The sequence below is a fragment of the Streptomyces sp. NPDC016459 genome, assembly GCF_040632845.1.
Classification (GTDB): domain Bacteria; phylum Actinomycetota; class Actinomycetes; order Streptomycetales; family Streptomycetaceae; genus Streptomyces.
In genome coordinates this window covers 732,188-751,191 of the sequence record NZ_JBEYCR010000001.1, presented here as the reverse complement: position 1 = coordinate 751,191, position 19,004 = coordinate 732,188, and the positions used below count along the sequence as shown (strand labels likewise).

Sequence of the window (19,004 nt, the reverse complement as noted above, 5' to 3'; positions counted from 1 at the left end):
ATGCGCGTGGAGTGACCGACGAGGCGAGGAGGCCCAGGGCCATGGCCGGAGAGCCGCAGAGCGACTGCCTGTTCTGCAGGATCGTGGCGGGCGAGGTGCCCGCGACGATCGTGCGCGAGACGGAGACGACCGTCGCGTTCCGCGACATCAACCCGCAGGCGCCCACCCACGTCCTCGTGATCCCCCGCGTCCACTACCCGGACGCCGCGTCGCTCGCCGCCGGCGCCCCGACCGTCGCCGCCGACCTGCTGCGCGAGGCCGGAGAGGTCGCCGCACAGGAGAAGACGGACGCCGACGGCTACCGCATCGTGCTCAACACCGGCGCGGGCGCGGGCCAGACCGTCTTCCACGTCCACGCGCACGTGCTCGGCGGCCGCGGCCTCACCTGGCCCCCCGGATAGGCCGTGTCCGTACGCGAACTGGTCGTCCTCGGGACCGCGAGCCAGGTCCCGACCCGGCACCGCAACCACAACGGCTATCTGCTCCGCTGGGACGGACAGGGCATCCTCTTCGACCCCGGTGAGGGCACCCAGCGCCAGATGCTGCGGGCCGGGGTCGCCGCGCACGACCTCCACCGGATCTGCGTGACCCACTTCCACGGCGACCACTCGCTCGGCCTGGCCGGGGTGATCCAGCGGATCAACCTCGACCAGGTCCCGCACCCGGTCACCGCGCACTACCCGGCGAGCGGGCAGCACTTCTTCGAGCGCCTGCGGTACGCGACGGCCTACCGTGAGACCGTGAAGCTGACCGAGTCGCCCGTCGCCGCCGACGGGCCGCTCGCCGTCACCGAGGCGTACACCCTCGACGCGGTCCGGCTCTCGCACCCCGTCGAGTCGTACGGCTACCGGCTCACCGAGCCCGACGGGCGCCGCATCCTGCCCGAGAAGCTGGCCGCGCACGGCATCAAGGGCCCCGACGTGGGCCGGATCCAGCGCGAGGGCGTCCTGGACGGGGTGAGCCTCGACGAGGTCAGCGAGATCCGGCGCGGGCAGCGCTTCGCCTTCGTCATGGACACCCGGCTCTGCGACGGCGTGGACGCCCTCGCCGAGGGCGCCGACCTGCTCGTCATCGAGTCGACCTTCCTCGACGAGGACGTCCGCCTCGCCACCGACCACGGCCATCTGACGGCAGGACAGGCAGCGAAGGTCGCCCGCAACGCGGGCGTACGGCATCTCGTCCTGACCCACTTCTCGCAGCGCTACTCCGACCCGGCCGAGTTCGAGCGGCAGGCGCGGGCCGCCGGGTTCGACGGCGAACTGAGCATTGCCCAGGACCTCATGAGGGTCCCCGTACCGAAACGAACGTGACCATGCCCGTACCCAAGGCCGAACTGCACCTCCACATCGAAGGCACCCTCGAACCCGAGCTGGCCTTCGCTCTCGCCGCGCGCAACGGCGTCACCCTGCCGTACGCGGACACCGAGGAACTGCGCCGCGCCTACCGCTTCAGCGACCTCCAGTCCTTCCTCGACCTCTACTACGGCCTGATGGCCGTGCTGCGCACCGCCGACGACTTCACCGAACTCACCGACGCCTATCTGGAGCGGGCCGCGGCCCAGGGCGTCCGGCACGCCGAGATCTTCTTCGACCCGCAGGCGCACACCGCACGGGGCGTCCCCCTCGGCACCGTCATCGAGGGCCTGAGCACCTCCCTGGAACGCTCCGAGGAGCGGTACGGGATCTCCACCCGGCTCATCATGTGCTTCCTGCGCGACGAGTCGGCGGAGTCGGCGCTCGCGACCCTGGAGGCCGCGAAGCCGTACCTGGACCGCGTCACCGGCGTCGGCCTCGACTCGGCGGAGGTCGGCCACCCGCCGGCGAAGTTCCGCGCGGTGTACGAGGCCGCCGCGGCGCTCGGTCTTCGCAGGGTCGCCCACGCGGGCGAGGAGGGCCCCGCCGCCTATGTGCGGGAGGCCCTCGACGTCCTCGGCGTGGAGCGGATCGACCACGGTCTGCGCTGCATGGAGGACCCGGAGCTCGTCGACCGACTGGCCAGGGAGCGGGTGCCGCTCACCCTCTGCCCGCTGTCGAACGTACGGCTCCGCGTGATCGACACGCTCGCCGACCATCCACTGCCGGCAATGATGGCTGCGGGGTTGCTCGTCACCGTCAACTCGGACGATCCGGCGTACTTCGGGGGGTACGTGGGGGACAACTTCGCGGGGGTGGGGGAGGCGCTGGGGCTTGAGCCGGAGCAGCTGCGGGAGCTGGCGCGCAACTCGTTCCTGGCGTCGTTCCTCGAGGACGACGAGCCTCGGCGGGAGCGGTACCTGGCGGAGGTCGAGGCGTACGAGTTCGGGGGCGGGCGGGCGTAGGCGCCTGCGGCGGGCTTCCCCCCACCCCGCCCCGCCCCGCCCCTTCCCGAAACCGGGGGCTCCGCCCCCGGACCCCCGCGCCTCAAACGCCGGCGGGGCTGAGTTTCGGCCTCCGGCGGGGCTGCACGCTGACGGGCGGGGTGTCCACGCGACGGCGGCCCGCCGGGACCCGGGTTTGAGTGCGGTGAGATGGGGCAACGCGCGAAGCCGTGTCGCGTCTCCCCGTCCCTCCACCCCCATCGGGCACACTGTCCAGATCAGCACCACGGTGCCGATCCGCCGCACCACGACCGGGGAGTCCGCCGTGACCACAGCAAGGGGAGACCAGCCGCAGCACGACGCAGGAGTCGACCCTCTGGAGTGGCTGCGCGCACCCACCGACCCCGCCTGCGACGTCTTCCTTACCGGCACCGTCTTCCTCGACATCATCTTCACCGGCCTCGACAGCGCCCCCGTCCGCGGCACCGAGTCCTGGGCCCGCGGCATGGGATCGAGCCCCGGCGGCGTCGCCAACATGGCCACCGCCCTCGCCCGCCTCGGTCTGCGCACCTCCCTCGCCGCCGCCTTCGGCGACGACCACTACGGCGAGTACTGCTGGGACGCGCTGGAGCAGGGCGAGGGCATCGACCTGTCGCTCTCCCGCACCGTCCCCGGGTGGCACTCGCCCGTCACCGTCTCCATGGCGTACGAGGGCGAGCGCACGATGGTCTCCCACGGCCACGAGGCCCCACCCGACGACGCCACCGGCGCCCTGCCCGCGTACCCGCCGCACGCGCGCGCGGCCGTCGCCTCCCTGGTCCCCGGCCGCGGCGAGGAGTGGATCGCCCGGGCCGCCCGCGGCGGCGCCAAGGTCTTCGCGGACGTCGGCTGGGACGACACCGGCCGCTGGGACCTGGCCGGCCTCGCCGACCTGGAACACTGCGAGGCCTTCCTGCCCAACGCCGCCGAGGCGATGCGCTACACCCGCACCGACTGCCCCAGGGCCGCCGCCCGCGCCCTCGCCGACAAGGTCCGCTACGCCGTCGTCACCCTCGGCTCCGAAGGCGCCTACGCCGTCGACGGCGCCACCGGCGAGACCGCCGAGGTGCCCGCCATCCAGGTCTCGGCGCTCGACCCGACCGGCGCGGGGGACGTCTTCGTCGCCGGGTTCGTCACCGGCACCCTCGCCGGCTGGCCCCTCGCCGACCGGCTCGCCTTCGCCGGGCTCACCGCCGCCCTCTCCGTCCAGGAGTTCGGCGGCTCCCTGTCCGCCCCCACCTGGGACGAGATCGCCGCCTGGTGGCAGCAGGCGCAGGGCCACGCCATGCAGGACCCCGAGGCCCTGCGCGGCCGCTACGCCTTCCTGGAGCGGCTCCTGCCGGCCCCCGGCCGCCCCTGGCCGCTGCGCCGGGCGGTGCCCACGATCGGCTTCCGCGCGGCCCATCCGTAAACCGCTACGGCCTTGTCGGACCCGAGTCGTAGGCTTGGTACCCCAGAGGCCGTCGAGCGGCGACAGCCCTGCAACGGGAGGTGTGTGCAGGCCCCAGTGCCGGCCCATGACTCAGACACCCACATCCCCCAACGGCGCGTCCGGCGAAGCCCGCGCCCACTTCAGCGTCCCGGCCAAGCACCCCATGGTCAGCCTCCTCGGCTCCGGTGACGCGCTGCTCCGTGTGATCGAGCGGTCGTTCCCGCGGGCCGACATCCACGTCCGGGGCAACCAGGTCAGCGCGGTCGGCGACGCGGCGGAAGTCGCGCTGATCCAACGCCTGTTCGACGAGATGATGCTGGTGCTCCGCACCGGTCAGCCGATGACGGAGGACGCAGTGGAACGCTCGATCGCCATGCTCAGGGCGAGCGAGAACGGATCGGAGGGCGGGGACGAGACCCCCGCCGAGGTCCTCACGCAGAACATCCTGTCCAACCGGGGCCGCACGATCCGCCCCAAGACGCTCAACCAGAAGCGGTACGTCGACGCGATCGACAAGCACACGATCGTCTTCGGCATCGGCCCCGCCGGTACGGGCAAGACCTATCTCGCCATGGCGAAGGCGGTCCAGGCCCTGCAGTCCAAGCAAGTCACCCGGATCATCCTGACCCGCCCGGCCGTCGAGGCCGGCGAGCGCCTCGGCTTCCTGCCCGGCACGCTCTACGAGAAGATCGACCCGTATCTGCGCCCGCTCTACGACGCCCTGCACGACATGCTCGACCCCGACTCGATCCCCAAGCTGATGGCAGCGGGCACGATCGAGGTCGCGCCGCTGGCGTACATGAGGGGTCGCACCCTCAACGACGCGTTCATCATCCTCGACGAGGCGCAGAACACGAACCCCGAGCAGATGAAGATGTTCCTCACCCGCCTCGGCTTCGACTCGAAGATCGTCATCACCGGTGACGTCACCCAGGTCGACCTGCCGAACGGGACGAAGAGCGGTCTGCGACAGGTCCGGGACATCCTCGAAGGTGTCGAGGACGTGCACTTCTCGGCGCTCACGTCGCAGGATGTCGTCCGGCACAAGCTCGTCGGCCGTATCGTCGACGCGTACGAGCAGTACGACCTCCGCACCGAGAGCCGCGACGACAGCCGCGGCGAGCACCGGCGCGGCCGCAACGGGAAGTAGAACGCAGAACACATGTCGATCGACGTCAACAACGAGTCCGGTACCGAGGTCGACGAGCAGGCGATCCTCGACATCGCCCGCTACGCGCTCGCGCGCATGCGCATCCACCCGCTCTCCGAGCTCTCGGTGATCGTCGTGGACGCGGAGGCGATGGAGCAGCTCCACATCCAGTGGATGGACCTGCCGGGACCGACGGACGTCATGTCCTTCCCGATGGACGAACTGCGGCCTCCGGCGAAGGACGACGCCGAGCCCCCGCAGGGGCTCCTCGGCGACATCGTGCTCTGCCCCGAGGTCGCCACCCAGCAGGGCAAGGACGCGCCGACGGAGCACTCCATGGACGAGGAGCTCCAGCTCCTCACCGTCCACGGCGTGCTGCACCTCCTCGGGTACGACCACGAGGAGCCCGACGAGAAGGCCGAGATGTTCGGCCTCCAGGCGGCGATCGTCGACGGCTGGCGCGCGGAGAAGGGCCTGACCGGCCCGTCTCCCGCGCCGACCGTCTCCTGACCCCGATGGACATGTCACTGATCCTCGGCGCCGTGGCCCTGGTCGTCGTCGCCTGGCTCGCCGCCTGCGCCGAGGCCGGGCTCGCCCGTGTCACCAGCTTCCGCGCCGCCGAGGCCGTACGGTCCGGGCGGCGCGGCGCGGCGAAACTGGCGCAGATCGCCTCCGACCCGACCCGCTACCTCAACGTGGCGCTGCTGGTGCGGGTCGCCTGCGAGATGGCGGCCGGCGTCCTCGTCACGTACGCCTGCCTCGAAGCCTTCCCCGAGACCTGGGAGGCGTTGCTCATCGCCATCGCCGTCATGGTCCTCGTCTCGTACGTGGCCGTCGGCGTATCGCCGCGCACGATCGGCCGTCAGCACCCGCTGAACACCGCGACGGCCGCCGCGTACGTCCTGCTTCCACTGGCCCGGATCATGGGGCCGATCCCGCAGCTGCTCATCCTCATCGGCAACGCGCTGACGCCCGGCAAGGGTTTCCGCAAGGGTCCGTTCGCCTCCGAGGCGGAGCTGCGGGCCATGGTCGACCTCGCGGAGCAGGAGTCGCTGATCGAGGACGAGGAGCGCCGGATGGTGCACTCCGTCTTCGAGCTGGGCGACACGCTCGTACGGGAGGTGATGGTGCCCCGTACGGATCTGGTCTGCATCGAGCGGTTCAAGACGATCCGTCAGGCCCTCACGCTCGCGCTGCGCTCCGGCTTCTCCCGTATCCCGGTCACCGGTGAGAACGAGGACGACATCGTCGGCATCGTGTATCTGAAGGACCTGGCCCGCAGGACGCACGTCAACCGGGACGCCGAGGGCGACCTGGTGGCCACCGCGATGCGTTCCGCCGCCTTCGTGCCCGACACCAAGAACGCCGGGGACCTGCTGCGCGAGATGCAGCAGGAGCGCAACCACGTCGCCGTCGTCATCGACGAGTACGGGGGCACGGCCGGGATCGTCACCATCGAGGACATCCTGGAGGAGATCGTCGGCGAGATCACCGACGAGTACGACCGCGAGCTGCCGCCGGTCCAGGACCTCGGCGACGACCGCCACCGGGTCACCGCCCGTCTCGACATCGGAGACCTGGGCGAGCTGTACGGTCTCGGCCCCGACGAGTACGACGACGAGGACGTGGAGACCGTCGGCGGGCTGCTCGCGAAGGCGCTGGGCCGGGTGCCGATCGCGGGTGCGAAGGCCGTGGTGAAGCTGCCGGACGGGCGTGCACTGCGGCTGACGGCCGAGTCCCCGGCCGGCCGGCGGAACAAGATCGTCACCGTTCTCGTGGAGCCGCTGGAACCGGAGGGGACGCCGGAGTGACCCCCGACGAGCTGCGTGCCTTCTGTCTCGGCTTCAACGACGCGACGGAGGAGTTCCCGTTCGGCCCCGAGACCTCCGTCTTCAAGGTCGCCGGGAAGCTGTTCGCGCTGTCGGCGCTCGATGCCGAGCCGCTGCGGGTCAATCTCAAGTGCGACCCGGACGAGGCGGTGCGCCTCCGCGAGGAGCACCCGGCGATCGCCCCCGGCTACCACATGAGCAAGCGCCACTGGAACACGGTGAGCGTCGACGAGCTCCCGGACCGCATGGTCCGGGAGCTCGTCGAGGACTCGTACGACCTGGTGGTCGCGGGTCTTCCCAAGGCGGTACGGCTCCGCCTCGACCGCCCCTGACCCGTCGGCGGGCCCCGGCCTATGCTCGGGGGCATGACACTCAGCAGCGAGCACGGCGACCTCGGCGCCGAGGACCTCAAGATCATCACCCTGGCGCGGAGCGCCCGCGCGCGTAACGGTGTGCCCGAGGGCGCGGCCGTACGGGACGAGACCGGCCGCACCTACGTGGCGGGGACCGTGGAGCTGGAGTCGCTCAGGCTGAGCGCGCTGCGGACCGCGGTCGCGATGGCGGTGGCCAGCGGCGCCCGGTCCCTGGAGGCGGCGGCCGTCGTGTCGGACGCCGGTGCCGCCACGGACGAGGACCGTGCGGCGGTACGCGACCTCGGCGGCCCCGGGACCCCGGTGCTGCTCGCCGGCCCCGACGGACGGCTGCGGGCGGCGGTCACCGCGGGCTGAGCCGCGCACGAGGGACGAGGACCCGGCGCCACGGCGCCGGGTCCTGCCATGAGAACACCGAGCGGTGGACCGGCTCCCGGCCGTTCGACCGGGCCACATCACGCTCACCGCCACCGCGAAGGACGTCAGGGAGACCGGCGCCGTGTCCTTCCTCACCCTGCCCCGGCTCGCCGCCGCGCTCCTGCCCGCGGGGGGTGCGGCGGGCCTCGTCGGACGGCGGATACGGCGGCCCGACGGGGCCCGTTCCGGATCCGGAGCGCACGCGCGTACGTGAGGCGGGCGCTCATCGGGGACAATGGCCCCCATGAGCGCTCGCAACCAAGAAACCGAAGCCGTCCACCGGGCCGGCTTCGCCTGCTTCGTCGGCCGCCCCAACGCGGGCAAGTCCACCCTCACGAACGCTCTGGTCGGCCAGAAGGTGGCCATCACCTCGAACCGGCCGCAGACCACCCGGCACACCGTCCGGGGCATCGTGCACCGCCCGGAGGCCCAGCTGATCCTGGTGGACACCCCCGGCCTCCACAAGCCGCGCACCCTCCTGGGCGAGCGGCTGAACGACATCGTGCGCACCACCTGGGCCGAGGTCGACGTCATCGGCTTCTGCCTGCCCGCCGACCAGAAGCTCGGCCCCGGCGACCGCTTCATCGTCAAGGAACTCGCCGGGATCAAGAAGACCCCGAAGGTCGCCGTCATCACCAAGACGGACCTCGTCGACTCCAGGGCGCTCGCCGAGCAGCTCATCGCGGTCGACCAGCTCAGCAAGGAGCTGGGCTTCGAATGGGCGGAGATCGTCCCGGTCTCGGCCGTCGGCGACACCCAGGTCCAGCTCGTCGCCGACCTCCTGGTCCCGCTGCTCCCGGAGTCCCCGCCGCTCTACCCGGAGGGCGACCTCACGGACGAGCCGGAGCAGGTCATGGTCGCGGAGCTGATCCGAGAGGCCGCGCTCGAAGGCGTACGGGACGAGCTGCCGCACTCCATCGCGGTGGTCGTCGAGGAGATGATCCCGCGCGAGAACCGCCCCGCGGACCGGCCGCTGCTGGACATCCACGCCAACGTCTACATCGAGCGCCCCAGCCAGAAGGGCATCATCATCGGCCCCAAGGGCAGCCGCCTGAAGGAGGTCGGCATGAAGTCCCGCAAGCACATCGAGGCCCTGCTCGGCACCCCCGTCTTCCTCGACCTCCACGTGAAGGTCGCGAAGGACTGGCAGCGCGACCCGAAGCAGCTGCGGAAGCTGGGCTTCTGATCCGTCGCCCCGGACACCGGGGCGTGTCCGGAAGACCCTAGGCGCCTTCCTTGAGGACCCTCGTGATGAGGGTCCTCTGCGCTTCCGTGAGGCGCGGGTCGCCGCAGTGGACCGTCCGGCCGTCGACGGTGATCTCGTACGAGAAACCGTCCGGCACGCCCCGGCCCCCGTCGTCGACGCCCTCGTCGTTCCCGCCGTCGAGGACCGCCTCGGCCAGGGTGTGCCAGTCGTCGGCGTCCGGCCGGCCGGAGGTGTCCACCTCCGCCGCCCGCTCGATGCCGGCGAAACCGCCCGTGCGCCGCACTCGAATCCGCATGGGCCCCTGTCTACCAGTCGCTCAGTCGGTGGGCACCCCCACCGCCGCCCAGGCCTTCAGGACCGCCTGGATCTCCTCGCCGTCGCCGAACCGCGCCCTCGCCGCGGCGACCGTGGCCGCGGCGAACTCGGAGAAGCGGGCCTCGGGGGTGAGCGTGCCGCCGGTCATCACGTCGTACCAGATCCGTCCGGCCCGCTCCCAGGCGTTGCCGCCGAGCTCGGTCGCGGCCAGGTAGAAGGCGTGGTTGGGGATGCCGGAGTTGATGTGCACCCCGCCGTTGTCGCGGCCGGTGCGGACGTAGTCGTCCATGTGGGCGGGCTGCGGGTCCTTGCCGAGGACGTCGTCGTCGTACGCGGTGCCAGGCGCCCTCATGGAGCGCAGCGCCGTCCCCTCCACGTCCGGGTGGAAGAGGCCCTCGCCGATGAGCCAGTCGGCCTCCTCGGCGCTCTGCCCCCGCGCGTACTGCTTGACCAGCGAGCCGAAGACGTCGGACACGGACTCGTTGAGGGCGCCTGACTGGCTGAAGTACTCCAGGTTCGCGGAGTACTGGGTGAAGCCGTGGGCCAGTTCGTGGCCGATGACGTCCACGGGCAGGGTGAAGTCGAGGAAGATCTGGTCGTCGCCGTCGCCGAACACCATCTGCTCGCCGTTCCAGAAGGCGTTGCCGTAGTTCTCGTCGTAGTGGACGGAGGCGTGCAGCGGCAGCCCGGCGCCGTCGATCGAGTCGTGCCCGAAGGCGTTCAGGAAGAGGTCGAAGGTGGCGCCCAGACCCGCGTACGCCCGGTTGACGGTGGCGTCCCCGGTCGCCTCCTCGCCCTCCGCGCGGACCCGCTCGCCCGGCAGGTCCGTGCCGTGCCGGCAGTCGTAGACGGTGCGGTGCGGCCGGCCGGCCTCCGTGGGGGCGAGCGTGGGCGTGGCCCCGGGAAGCGGCAGCACCCGGAACGTGCGGGCCGAGGCGTCCGCGATGAGGGTGCGGCGGGCGGCGGCGGCGACCGCCGGGTTCGAGGAGTGCGCCAGGTGCTCCAGGAGGTGCGGGGGGACGATCGAGCAGAAGACGGGGGAGTGCGGAGTCATGCCCGCAATGTGGCAGTGCGTGAGCTCTCTGTCACTGGTTGCGACGAGGATTGGCGAAATGGAGTGATGCGTCACTGTTCGGGCTTGACGCGGGGGCCGTCCCGCATACTGGAACGGCACGTCCGCCTCCACCGTCCCTGGGCTAAGCTGCGGCACATCATGCGTTTCGGGCTGCTTCTCCTTAGCCGCCGCGGCGAGGGCCTGTAGTCGTAGGCCGACCCCCTCCCCGCGGGACCTGGCGTTGCGTTCGACAGTCGGCCGTCCTTGTTTTTCGGACCCGAGGAGCCCTACGCGATGTCCCAGTCCCCTTTCATCGGTCGCCCCACGCCCGTCACCAACGCGACGCAGCTGCAGAAGCCGTCCGGGATGCCGATCCACAAGTACGGCCGCTACGAGGCCGTGGAGATCCCGGACCGCACCTGGCCGGAGCAGCGGATCACCAAGGCCCCCCGCTGGCTGTCCACCGACCTGCGTGACGGCAACCAGGCCCTGATCGACCCGATGTCCCCGGCCCGCAAGCGCGAGATGTTCGACCTGCTCGTCCGCATGGGCTACAAGGAGATCGAGGTCGGCTTCCCGTCCTCCGGCGAGACCGACTTCGCGTTCGTGCGCTCCATCATCGAAGAGGGCGCCATCCCGGACGACGTCACCATCTCCGTCCTGACCCAGGCCCGTGAGGACCTGATCGAGCGGACCGTGGAGTCCCTGGTCGGCGCGAAGCGCGCCACCGTCCACCTGTACAACGCGACCGCGCCCACCTTCCGCCGGGTCGTCTTCCGCGGCTCGAAGGAGCAGATCAAGCAGATCGCCGTGGACGGCACCCGCCTGGTCATGGAGTACGCGGAGAAGCTGCTCGACGAGCGGACGGTCTTCGGTTACCAGTACAGCCCGGAGATCTTCACCGACACCGAGCTGGACTTCGCCCTGGAGGTCTGCGAGGCGGTCTGCGACGTCTGGCAGCCCGGTCCGGGCCGCGAGATCATCCTGAACCTGCCCGCCACCGTGGAGCGTTCGACGCCGTCCACGCACGCGGACCGGTTCGAGTGGATGTCCCGGAACCTGACCCGCCGCGAGTACATCTGCCTGTCGGTCCACCCGCACAACGACCGCGGCACGGCCGTGGCCGCGGCCGAGCTGGCCGTCATGGCCGGTGCCGACCGCATCGAGGGCTGTCTGTTCGGCCAGGGCGAACGCACCGGCAACGTCGACCTGGTGACCCTGGGCATGAACCTGTTCAGCCAGGGCGTCGACCCGCAGATCGACTTCTCGCAGATCGACGAGGTCCGTCGGACCAGCGAATACTGCAACCAGATGGAGGTCCACCCGCGCCACCCCTACGCGGGCGACCTGGTCTACACCGCCTTCTCCGGCTCCCACCAGGACGCCATCAAGAAGGGCTTCGACGCCATGGAGGCCGACGCGGCCGCCGCGGGCAAGACCGTCGACGAGATCGAGTGGGCGGTGCCGTACCTGCCCATCGACCCCAAGGACGTCGGCCGCTCCTACGAGGCCGTCATCCGGGTCAACTCGCAGTCCGGCAAGGGCGGCATCGCGTACGTCCTGAAGAACGACCACAAGCTGGACCTGCCCCGCCGGATGCAGATCGAGTTCTCGAAGATCATCCAGCAGAAGACGGACACCGAGGGCGGCGAGGTCACGCCGGCCGCGATCTGGGCCGCCTTCCAGGACGAGTACCTGCCGAACCCGGACGACGCGGCGGCCCGCTGGGGCCGCATCCAGCTGCGCTCCGGCCAGACCACCTCCGACACCGACGGCACGGACACCCTGACCGTCGAGGCGGTCGTCGACGGCGTCGACACCGTCCTGTCAGGCTCCGGCAACGGCCCGATCTCCGCCTTCTTCGCCGCCCTGCAGGCGGTCGGCGTGGACGCCCGCCTGCTGGACTACCAGGAGCACACGATGAGCGAGGGCGCCTCCGCGCAGGCCGCCTCGTACATCGAGTGCGCCATCGACGGCAAGGTCCTGTGGGGCATCGGCATCGACGCCAACACGACCCGCGCCTCCCTGAAGGCGGTCATCTCGGCGGTCAACCGCTCCGCGCGCTGACCCGCACCGCGACCACCGCCCCGCACCTCCTCCACGGTGCGGGGCGGTGGCACGGGCCGGGAGCGGTCCACGCCGTCCGCCACCCCGAAGGGTGATCTCACGGTGGCCGGTTCGGCCATCGGGCCCGGTGCGAGCGGCGGCGCGGCGGCCGTCGTTCTCGTCGCCGGAGGCTTCCTGGCCTTCGCAAAGCGCCGCCGCCGCGCCCTCTGGGCGGTGACGTGTCTCGGCCATCTCCACGGCGAAGTCGTGACGGGGTGCTGACGCCACATCAAGGATGTGGCTAACATCACGCCAACGCCGGCAGCGAAGCCGGGCGGTTGAGGAGGTGCGTATGCGGTCTGCCCGGAATCCACGCGGTGCGAAGGTGGGCATCTGCGGAATCCGTACCTCCTGGAACACCGTCGGGGACGGCGAGTTCTTCTGTGAGGAGTGCGGTGGCGACCGGAACTACCGGCGGCGCACCGGCCGCCGCAGGTTCGCCGTCCTGGGGGTCCCCGTCCTGCCCCGGGGCTGTACGGGCCCCGTCGTCGAGTGCGCGGCCTGCCACACGCGCTTCGGTACGGAGGTGCTCGACCACCCGACGACGAGCCGCTTCTCCGCGATGCTGCGGGACGCCGTGCACACCGTCGCCCTCGCCGTGCTCGCGGCCGGCGGCACCGACTCCCGTGAGGCCCTGGACCGGGCCGTGAGCGCGGTCCGGTCCGCCGGCTTCGCCGAGTGCACGGCCGTCCAGCTCGTCGACCTCGTCGAGGCCCTCGCGGCCGACACCGGACGCTTCATGCCCGAGGTGAACCCCGAGGGGACGCTCCTCGCGATCGAGCTCCACGAGGCACTTGAGCCGCTCGCCCCGCACCTGGCGTCCGCCGGGCGGGAGTCGATCCTGCTCCAGGCCGCCCGGATCGCCCTCGCCGACGGCGCCTACAGCCCGGCCGAGCAGGAGGTCCTCGGGACCGTGGGGAACGCGCTCGCGCTCGCTCCCGACGACACCGTCCGCCTCCTCGCCTCGGCGAGGACCGTGTCGTAGGAGCCGTCGCGGCGGCCTACGGGACGATGTTCTGGTTGAGCCGGAACACGTTGTCCGGGTCGTACCGGCGCTTCACGTCCCGCAGCCGGTCCCAGTTCTGGCGGTAGTTGACCCGCACCCGGTCCTGGTCGTCGCTGTCCATGAAGTTGACGTACCCGCCCTCCTGGGTGTGCGGGCGCAGCGCCCTGTCGTAGGCGCGGGTCCAGGCGATGTTCCGCTCCGAGTCCGCCGCGTCGGTCCAGGTGGCGCCGAAGGAGTGCGAGAAGGAGGCGTCCCGGTAGGCGAACGCGGTCTCCCGCGGGCCCACCCGGTGGCAGGCCCCGTCGATCGGGAAGACCGCCGTGTCCGACTCCAGCGACGGCATCGTCGCGCCGTACTCCATGTGCGCCGCGATGGCGCCGTCCGAGAGGTCGCGGCTGAAGTTGCCCTTCCAGTAGTGGTGGAGCCCCGGTGGCAGCTGCTCGTCGAAGAACGTGTTGATCGCCGGGTACGGCATCCGCTCCATGAACCGGCCGATCACCGGGCCGAGTCCGTCCAGGATCGCGAGGACCTTCCCGTCCTCCTTCCCCGGGCCGCTGAAGCACGTGAACGCGGCGCAGATCGGGCGGCCGTGCCAGCGCTCCGGCAGGAACGGCTCCTCGGGGCCGAGTGCCAGGACGAGGATCGAGTTCAGCTCCTCGGGCGCGGCCGTGACCGCCTCCTGCCAGGCACGGGCCACTCCCGCGTCGAGCGGGTAGCAGCTCAGGCCACCGAAGACGTCCGCGACCGGATGCACCCGGAACGCCAGCGAGGTCGCGACACCGAAGTTGCCGCCGCCGCCGCACAGCGCCCAGAACAGGTCCGGATGCCGCTCCGCGTCGCAGGACACCTGGATGCCCTCGGCGGTCACCACGTCGGCCGCGACCAGGTTGTCGCAGCTCAGGCCGTAGCGCCGGGAGAGGTGGCCCATGCCGCCGCCGAGCGTCAGACCGCCGACGCCGGTCGTGGAGATCACCCCGCCGGTGGTGGCGAGCCCGAACGCGTGGGTGGCGTGGTTGAAGTCGCCCCAGGTGGCGCCGCCCTCCGCCCGCGCGACGCGGGCCCGCGGGTCGACCCGGACGCCCCGCATCCGGGACAGGTCGACGACGAGACCGTCGTCCACGGTGCCGAATCCGGCCACGGCGTGGGAGCCGCCGCGCACGGCGAGCGGCAGGTCGTGCTCCCGGGCGTAGAGCACCGCCGCGATCACGTCGGCGGCGTCCACGGCATGGACGACGACGGCGGGACGGCGGTCGTGCAGGGCGTTGTAGACCCGGCGGGACACGTCGTACGACGGGTCGCCACGGGTCACGACGGCGCCGCGCACGGCACCGCGGAGCGTGTCCAGGGGATCGGTGAGGGTGGTCATGGTTCCGGTGTAGCCCCGCGGCCCCGGGGCACGCATCGCCCGAACCGCCCATGGCCGGCGCCTGTCCCGTATGGGCCGTTCGGACCAGGAGCCTGGACCTGGGCGCCTGGCCGGGCCGGGGGGCGGCTCTTCAGATCAGGCCGTGCGCGTACGCGTACGCCGTGGCGGCGGCGCGGGAGCCGACGCCCAGCTTGGCGAAGACGTTGTTCAGATGGCGGGCGACCGTGTGCTCGCTGATCACCAGGGCGCGGGCGATGTCCTTGTTCGTCCCGCCCGAGGCGACGAGCCGCAGCACCTCCGCCTCCCGTGCGGTCAGCCCGCCCGGCAGCCGCCGCCGCGACCCGCCGGAGAGCAGCGCCGCCGCGCGCCGGGCGTCCGGCACCGCCCCGAGGCGCTCGAACACGGCCCGCGCGGTGCCCAGCTCAAGGCGGGCGGCCTCCTCGTCGCCCACCGCCCGGTCCACCGCCGCGAGCAGCATCCGCACCTGCGCGGCCTCGTACGGCACCCGGAGCTCCAGCCACCCGGCGAGCGCCCGCCGCAGCAGGCGCGGCGCGTCACCGCTCCTCTCGGCCAGCGCCACCGAACCGAGCGCCGTGTCGGCCAGGGCCCGAAGGAGCGGTACGTCGCCGGCCAGGGCGTCGAGGTCCGCCGCCGCGTCCGCCGCCCCCGGCACGTCACGGACCGCGAGGGCCACCTCCGTGCGGGCGGCGAGCAGACGAGCCCGGCCCAGGAGGTCGTGCCCGGCGTCACCGCGGCAGGCCAGGGCAAGGTCGACGCCCGCGACCGCCGCGTCCGCCCGGCCCCGCGCGAGGCGCAGCAGGGCGAGGCCCGGCTGCGGGATCCGGCCGAGTTCGTGGGCGTGTCCGTAGGAGACGGCGGCGGCGTCCAGGCGGCCCTGGCGGCGCTGGACGTCACCGGCGGCGTAGTAGGCGGCGGCGGCCGACTCCAGGCAGTCCACCGGCACCTCCCGGCAGGCCTGCCGTGCCTCCGCCTCGGCGAGCGCCCAGACCCCGAGAAGGTCGAGCACCTCGACCCGGTGGGCCCGGCAGACCCCCCGGAACGGGTTCTCGCCGGAGGGCACGGCCATGGGGAGCCGCCCGGGACCGTGGCCGGGGCCCGAGGCGGTGGGAGGCGCAGGGACGGGGGCGGCGGGTGTCATGCCCGTACGGGCGGTGAGGCCGTCGGCCGACTCCGTACGGCCGGCAGGGCCGTCCACCGCTCCCGTACGAGCGTCGGAACCGTCCGCCGCCTCCGTACGGCCGTCGGGCTCGTCGGCCCCCTCCGCAGCGGCCCCCTCCGCGGGGGCCGCCCGGGCGTCCGTCGGCGGGTGGGTCGGCCAGGGCGGGGCGCACCATTCCATCGCCGCGTTCGTCCACTCCACCGCCCGGCCGAAGTCGGCCGCCTCCATGCACTGGGTCAGGGCCAGGCAGTACAGCCAGCCCGTGAACATGCCGCTCAGTTCACCCGCCGACACCGCGCACATCGCGTCGTCGAGGAGTGCGAGGGCGTCGGTCCTGCGGCCGGCCGCGAGGAGGACGCGGGACTCGGCCTGGCGGCTGAGGGCGAGCAGGTCGGGGCTGCCCGAGCCGAGGGCGAGGGCGGTCATCCGGTGGGTCGCGGCCAGGGCGGCCTCGTGGTCGCCGCGCGCCTGGGCCTCCTCGGCGTCGCTCCAGGCCAGGAAGCACTGCTCGGGGCAGTCCGGCAGGTCCTCCAGGTGGTGCCGGGCCCGGTGGAGCCAGCCGGCGGCCGCGGCGGGGCGTCCGAGGCCCAGGTACTCGTAGTGCAGCCACCAGGAGGCGAGCCCGGCGCCCCGGTGGTCGTCGGCCGCCAGACAGGCGGCGTGCGCCCGGAGCCGGGCGGTGACGGACTCGTCGACGTGCCCCGACCACCAGGCGGCGTCGGCGAGGACGGAGAGGTCGTCGGCGGTCAGACCGCGCGAGGGGTGCAGGTCGTGGGCGTGCAGGAGTGCGTACGCCTCGGCCCAGGACTCGCGGGCGGCGGCGTCCCTGGCGCGCTCGACGACATCGGCCGCGCGTGGCGTGGCCGGGGTGTGGATCGTGGGTGCGGACATGGCTCTCGCCTCTTCCCGGTCCTTTCAGGGTAGGACCGGGAAGAGGCGGGGGCCCGCCCGCGGGGGCGTCAGTCGATCGCGCCGCTCGCGCGCAGCATGTCCTCGCGCTCGACGATCTTCACGCGCTCGCGGCCCTGCGGCTCGCCGAGCGCCTTCTCGGCGGCGTCCAGGGCGTACCAGCCCTCCCACGTCGTGTACGTGAGGCCCTTGCCCTCCAGGAAGGACACGACCGCGTCCTCCTCGGGAGCGTCGGGGGTCAGCAGACGCCCCTGGGCGAAGTCCTCCAGGAGGTTCTTCACGGTCTCGTTGGCGTCGCCCTTGGTGTGGCCGATGAGGCCGACGGGGCCGCGCCGGATCCAGCCGGTGACGTAGGTGGAGGCCATGTGCTCGCCGGTCTCCTCGACCACCCGGCCGCCGACGTCCGGCACGGTGCCGCTCGCGGTATCCCAGGGGAGCTTGGGCAGTTCGTCGGAGAGGTAGCCGACCGCGCGGTAGACGGCCTGGACGTCCCAGTCCGTGGTCGCGCCGGTGCCCTTGACGTTCCCCGTGCCGTCCAGCTCGGTGCGCTCGGTGCGCAGGCCGACGACCCGGCCGTCCTCGCCGAGGATCTCGACGGGCGACTCGAAGAAGTGCAGGAAGAGCTTGTGCGGGCGGTCGCCGACGTCGCGGATCGCCCAGTTCTCCAGGGTCTTGGCGACCATGTCGGTCTGCTTGTTCTTGCGGCGCTCGGCGATCGAGCCGTCGTCGTAGTCGATGTCCTCGGGGTTGACGATGACCTCGATGGTGGGGGAGTGGTCCAGTTCGCGCAGCTCCATGGGGCTGAACTTGGCCTGGGCCGGGCCGCGGCGCCCGAAGACGTGGATCTCCAGGGCCTTGTTGGCCTTGAGCCCCTCGTACACGTTCGCGGGGATCTCGGTCGGCAGCAGCTCGTCGCCGGTCTTGGCGAGGATGCGGGCGATGTCGAGGGCCACGTTGCCGACGCCGAGGACGGCGACCTTCTCCGCTTCGAGCGGCCAGGTGCGCGGGACGTCCGGGTGGCCGTCGTACCAGGAGGCGAAGTCGGCGGCGCCGTACGAGCCGTCGAGCTCGACGCCCGGGATGTCCAGGGGGCGGTCGGCCATGGCGCCGGTCGAGAAGACCACCGCGTCGTAGAAGGCGCGCAGGTCGTCGAGGTGCACGTCGGTGCCGTAGTCGATGTTGCCGAACAGGCGGACCTGCGGCTTGTCGAGGACCTGGTGGAGGGCGGTGATGATGCCCTTGATGCGCGGGTGGTCGGGGGCGACGCCGTAGCGGATGAGGCCGAAGGGAGCGGGCATCCGCTCGAAGAGGTCGATGGACACACCCGGCTCGGCGGCGGCCTCGGACTTCAGCAGCGCATCGGCGGCGTAGATTCCGGCGGGGCCGGCGCCGACGATCGCGACCCGGAGGGGGCGGGGCATGACGGGGTTCCCTTCGCAAGCGACGTGGCGGCGAGGCCGCCGACACTTAGGTCACCCTAAATAACGCATCGCGTGGAGTGGTACCCGCCCCCGGTCTATGGACTCATAAGACGAACTTATGACTTCCCCAAGGGTGACTAGGACCCGCTCCCGGCGAGCGCCTCGATCGTCATCAGGACGAGCGACGCGACGCCGCCGAGCCCGCAGACGAGAAGGAACGTCCCCACCTAGATGTCGCCCGAGGGCCACTGCCGTGATGGCGCCGATCGGGACGATGGCGACGGGGTAGACGAAGCCTCCGGCGACGCCGCCGATCACGGACAGGGCGACGACCGTCACGAGGCAGCCGAGGGCATACCACTTGGTCCGGCGCAGGGCCCTCCGGGACCGGCGCGTCCTGAGGGTCCTGAGGACGAGCATGGCGGCGCCGTCGACCTCCTCCTCCGGATCGAGCAGCAGCGAGTTCACGCCGTCGGCGAAGGCGGTCGCCGCCGTCTCGTCCGCGCCGTCGATCCGCTGCACCACCGGCGCGGTTCCGGCCGGAGCCCGGAGTTCGACGGCGACGGACCCTCCATCGGCCCGCACCCGGGCGATGGCCTCGCCGGGGATCGTGAGCTCCTCGCTGGGCCGCTCCAGGAGCAGCCCCTCGGGGGCGGCGCTCAGGACGGTGCTGCCATGGCCCTTGAGGACGGGTAGGGACGCGATGATCGACATGGTCCGGATCGTACGGCCGGCGGCCCTGCGCCGTCAGCCCCGAAAGTGCGGCCGTCATTCTCGCGTCCGGGGGTTCTCGCTCCCCCCGAATACAAGGCGTTGGGCACCGTGCCGATGCCTTTCCACCGCGCCCGTTCGAAAATACCGCCGGTTCGGCAGAAGAGTTCCGCCGACTTCCGGTGATCCTCAATC

The 19,004-nt window shown here is 72.1% G+C and carries 19 protein-coding genes; 13 read left to right on the top strand and 6 right to left on the bottom strand.

Going from position 1 to position 19,004, the window contains the following annotated elements; genetic code table 11:
- Positions 1-41: 41 nt before the first annotated feature.
- The 11 genes from ABZ567_RS03450 (at position 42) to era (ending at position 8,720) form a co-directional block, all read left to right on the top strand.
- Positions 42-401 carry a histidine triad nucleotide-binding protein gene (locus ABZ567_RS03450; protein WP_360784153.1) on the top strand — a complete coding sequence of 120 codons (360 nt, stop codon included), beginning with the start codon at positions 42-44 and terminating at the stop codon, positions 399-401.
- A gap of 3 nt (positions 402-404) precedes the next feature.
- The gene (locus tag ABZ567_RS03445; RefSeq protein WP_360784150.1) at positions 405-1,310 is read left to right on the top strand and encodes a ribonuclease Z; all 906 of its coding nucleotides are present in this window, start codon (positions 405-407) and stop codon (positions 1,308-1,310) included.
- Between the two features lie 2 nt (positions 1,311-1,312).
- Positions 1,313-2,317, top strand: coding sequence for an adenosine deaminase (locus ABZ567_RS03440; RefSeq protein ID WP_360785019.1), 1,005 nt, complete (start codon positions 1,313-1,315; stop codon positions 2,315-2,317).
- A 304-nt stretch (positions 2,318-2,621) separates the two neighbouring features.
- A complete protein-coding gene (locus tag ABZ567_RS03435) occupies positions 2,622-3,746 on the top strand; it encodes a PfkB family carbohydrate kinase (RefSeq protein WP_360784147.1) in 1,125 nt (374 codons plus the stop codon).
- A 106-nt stretch (positions 3,747-3,852) separates the two neighbouring features.
- A complete protein-coding gene (locus tag ABZ567_RS03430) occupies positions 3,853-4,917 on the top strand; it encodes a PhoH family protein (RefSeq protein WP_360784144.1) in 1,065 nt (354 codons plus the stop codon).
- Between the two features lie 12 nt (positions 4,918-4,929).
- Positions 4,930-5,427 carry an rRNA maturation RNase YbeY gene (gene ybeY / locus ABZ567_RS03425; RefSeq protein ID WP_360784142.1) on the top strand — a complete coding sequence of 166 codons (498 nt, stop codon included), beginning with the start codon at positions 4,930-4,932 and terminating at the stop codon, positions 5,425-5,427.
- A 5-nt stretch (positions 5,428-5,432) separates the two neighbouring features.
- Complete coding sequence (locus tag ABZ567_RS03420; RefSeq protein ID WP_360784138.1) at positions 5,433-6,728, top strand: hemolysin family protein; 1,296 nt, start codon at positions 5,433-5,435, stop codon at positions 6,726-6,728.
- A complete protein-coding gene (locus ABZ567_RS03415) occupies positions 6,725-7,078 on the top strand; it encodes an MmcQ/YjbR family DNA-binding protein (RefSeq protein WP_360784136.1) in 354 nt (117 codons plus the stop codon). The genes ABZ567_RS03420 and ABZ567_RS03415 overlap by 4 nt, the downstream gene beginning before the upstream one ends.
- A gap of 33 nt (positions 7,079-7,111) precedes the next feature.
- On the top strand, positions 7,112-7,474 hold the full coding sequence (locus tag ABZ567_RS03410) for a cytidine deaminase (protein WP_360784133.1): 363 nt from the start codon (positions 7,112-7,114) through the stop codon (positions 7,472-7,474).
- A gap of 64 nt (positions 7,475-7,538) precedes the next feature.
- Positions 7,539-7,748, top strand: coding sequence for a hypothetical protein (locus tag ABZ567_RS03405; RefSeq protein WP_360784130.1), 210 nt, complete (start codon positions 7,539-7,541; stop codon positions 7,746-7,748).
- A gap of 30 nt (positions 7,749-7,778) precedes the next feature.
- Positions 7,779-8,720, top strand: coding sequence for a GTPase Era (gene era / locus ABZ567_RS03400; protein ID WP_360784128.1), 942 nt, complete (start codon positions 7,779-7,781; stop codon positions 8,718-8,720).
- 37 nt (positions 8,721-8,757) lie between these two features.
- On the opposite strand, the gene ABZ567_RS03395 is transcribed toward era, so the two are convergent.
- Both ABZ567_RS03395 and ABZ567_RS03390 read right to left on the bottom strand, forming a co-directional pair.
- Complete coding sequence (locus ABZ567_RS03395; protein WP_360784126.1) at positions 8,758-9,036, bottom strand: protealysin inhibitor emfourin; 279 nt, start codon at positions 9,034-9,036, stop codon at positions 8,758-8,760.
- A gap of 21 nt (positions 9,037-9,057) precedes the next feature.
- The gene (locus ABZ567_RS03390; RefSeq protein ID WP_360784124.1) at positions 9,058-10,110 is read right to left on the bottom strand and encodes a M4 family metallopeptidase; all 1,053 of its coding nucleotides are present in this window, start codon (positions 10,108-10,110) and stop codon (positions 9,058-9,060) included.
- 294 nt (positions 10,111-10,404) lie between these two features.
- On the opposite strand from ABZ567_RS03390, the gene leuA reads away from it, so the two are divergent.
- A complete protein-coding gene (gene leuA, locus ABZ567_RS03385; RefSeq protein WP_360784121.1) occupies positions 10,405-12,177 on the top strand; it encodes a 2-isopropylmalate synthase in 1,773 nt (590 codons plus the stop codon).
- Positions 12,178-12,508: 331 nt separating this feature from the next.
- Positions 12,509-13,201 carry a TerB family tellurite resistance protein gene (locus ABZ567_RS03380; protein WP_360784118.1) on the top strand — a complete coding sequence of 231 codons (693 nt, stop codon included), beginning with the start codon at positions 12,509-12,511 and terminating at the stop codon, positions 13,199-13,201.
- A 16-nt stretch (positions 13,202-13,217) separates the two neighbouring features.
- Here ABZ567_RS03380 and ABZ567_RS03375 read toward each other — a convergent pair whose 3' ends face one another.
- From ABZ567_RS03375 to ABZ567_RS03360, 4 genes are all read right to left on the bottom strand, one after another.
- Positions 13,218-14,588, bottom strand: coding sequence for an FAD-binding oxidoreductase (locus ABZ567_RS03375; protein WP_360784115.1), 1,371 nt, complete (start codon positions 14,586-14,588; stop codon positions 13,218-13,220).
- A 130-nt stretch (positions 14,589-14,718) separates the two neighbouring features.
- Positions 14,719-16,659, bottom strand: coding sequence for a LuxR C-terminal-related transcriptional regulator (locus tag ABZ567_RS03370; protein ID WP_360784112.1), 1,941 nt, complete (start codon positions 16,657-16,659; stop codon positions 14,719-14,721).
- A gap of 68 nt (positions 16,660-16,727) precedes the next feature.
- Positions 16,728-18,098 carry an FAD-dependent oxidoreductase gene (locus ABZ567_RS03365; RefSeq protein WP_360784109.1) on the bottom strand — a complete coding sequence of 457 codons (1,371 nt, stop codon included), beginning with the start codon at positions 18,096-18,098 and terminating at the stop codon, positions 16,728-16,730.
- A gap of 51 nt (positions 18,099-18,149) precedes the next feature.
- The gene (locus ABZ567_RS03360; RefSeq protein WP_360784106.1) at positions 18,150-18,812 is read right to left on the bottom strand and encodes a hypothetical protein; all 663 of its coding nucleotides are present in this window, start codon (positions 18,810-18,812) and stop codon (positions 18,150-18,152) included.
- Positions 18,813-19,004 lie beyond the last annotated feature (192 nt).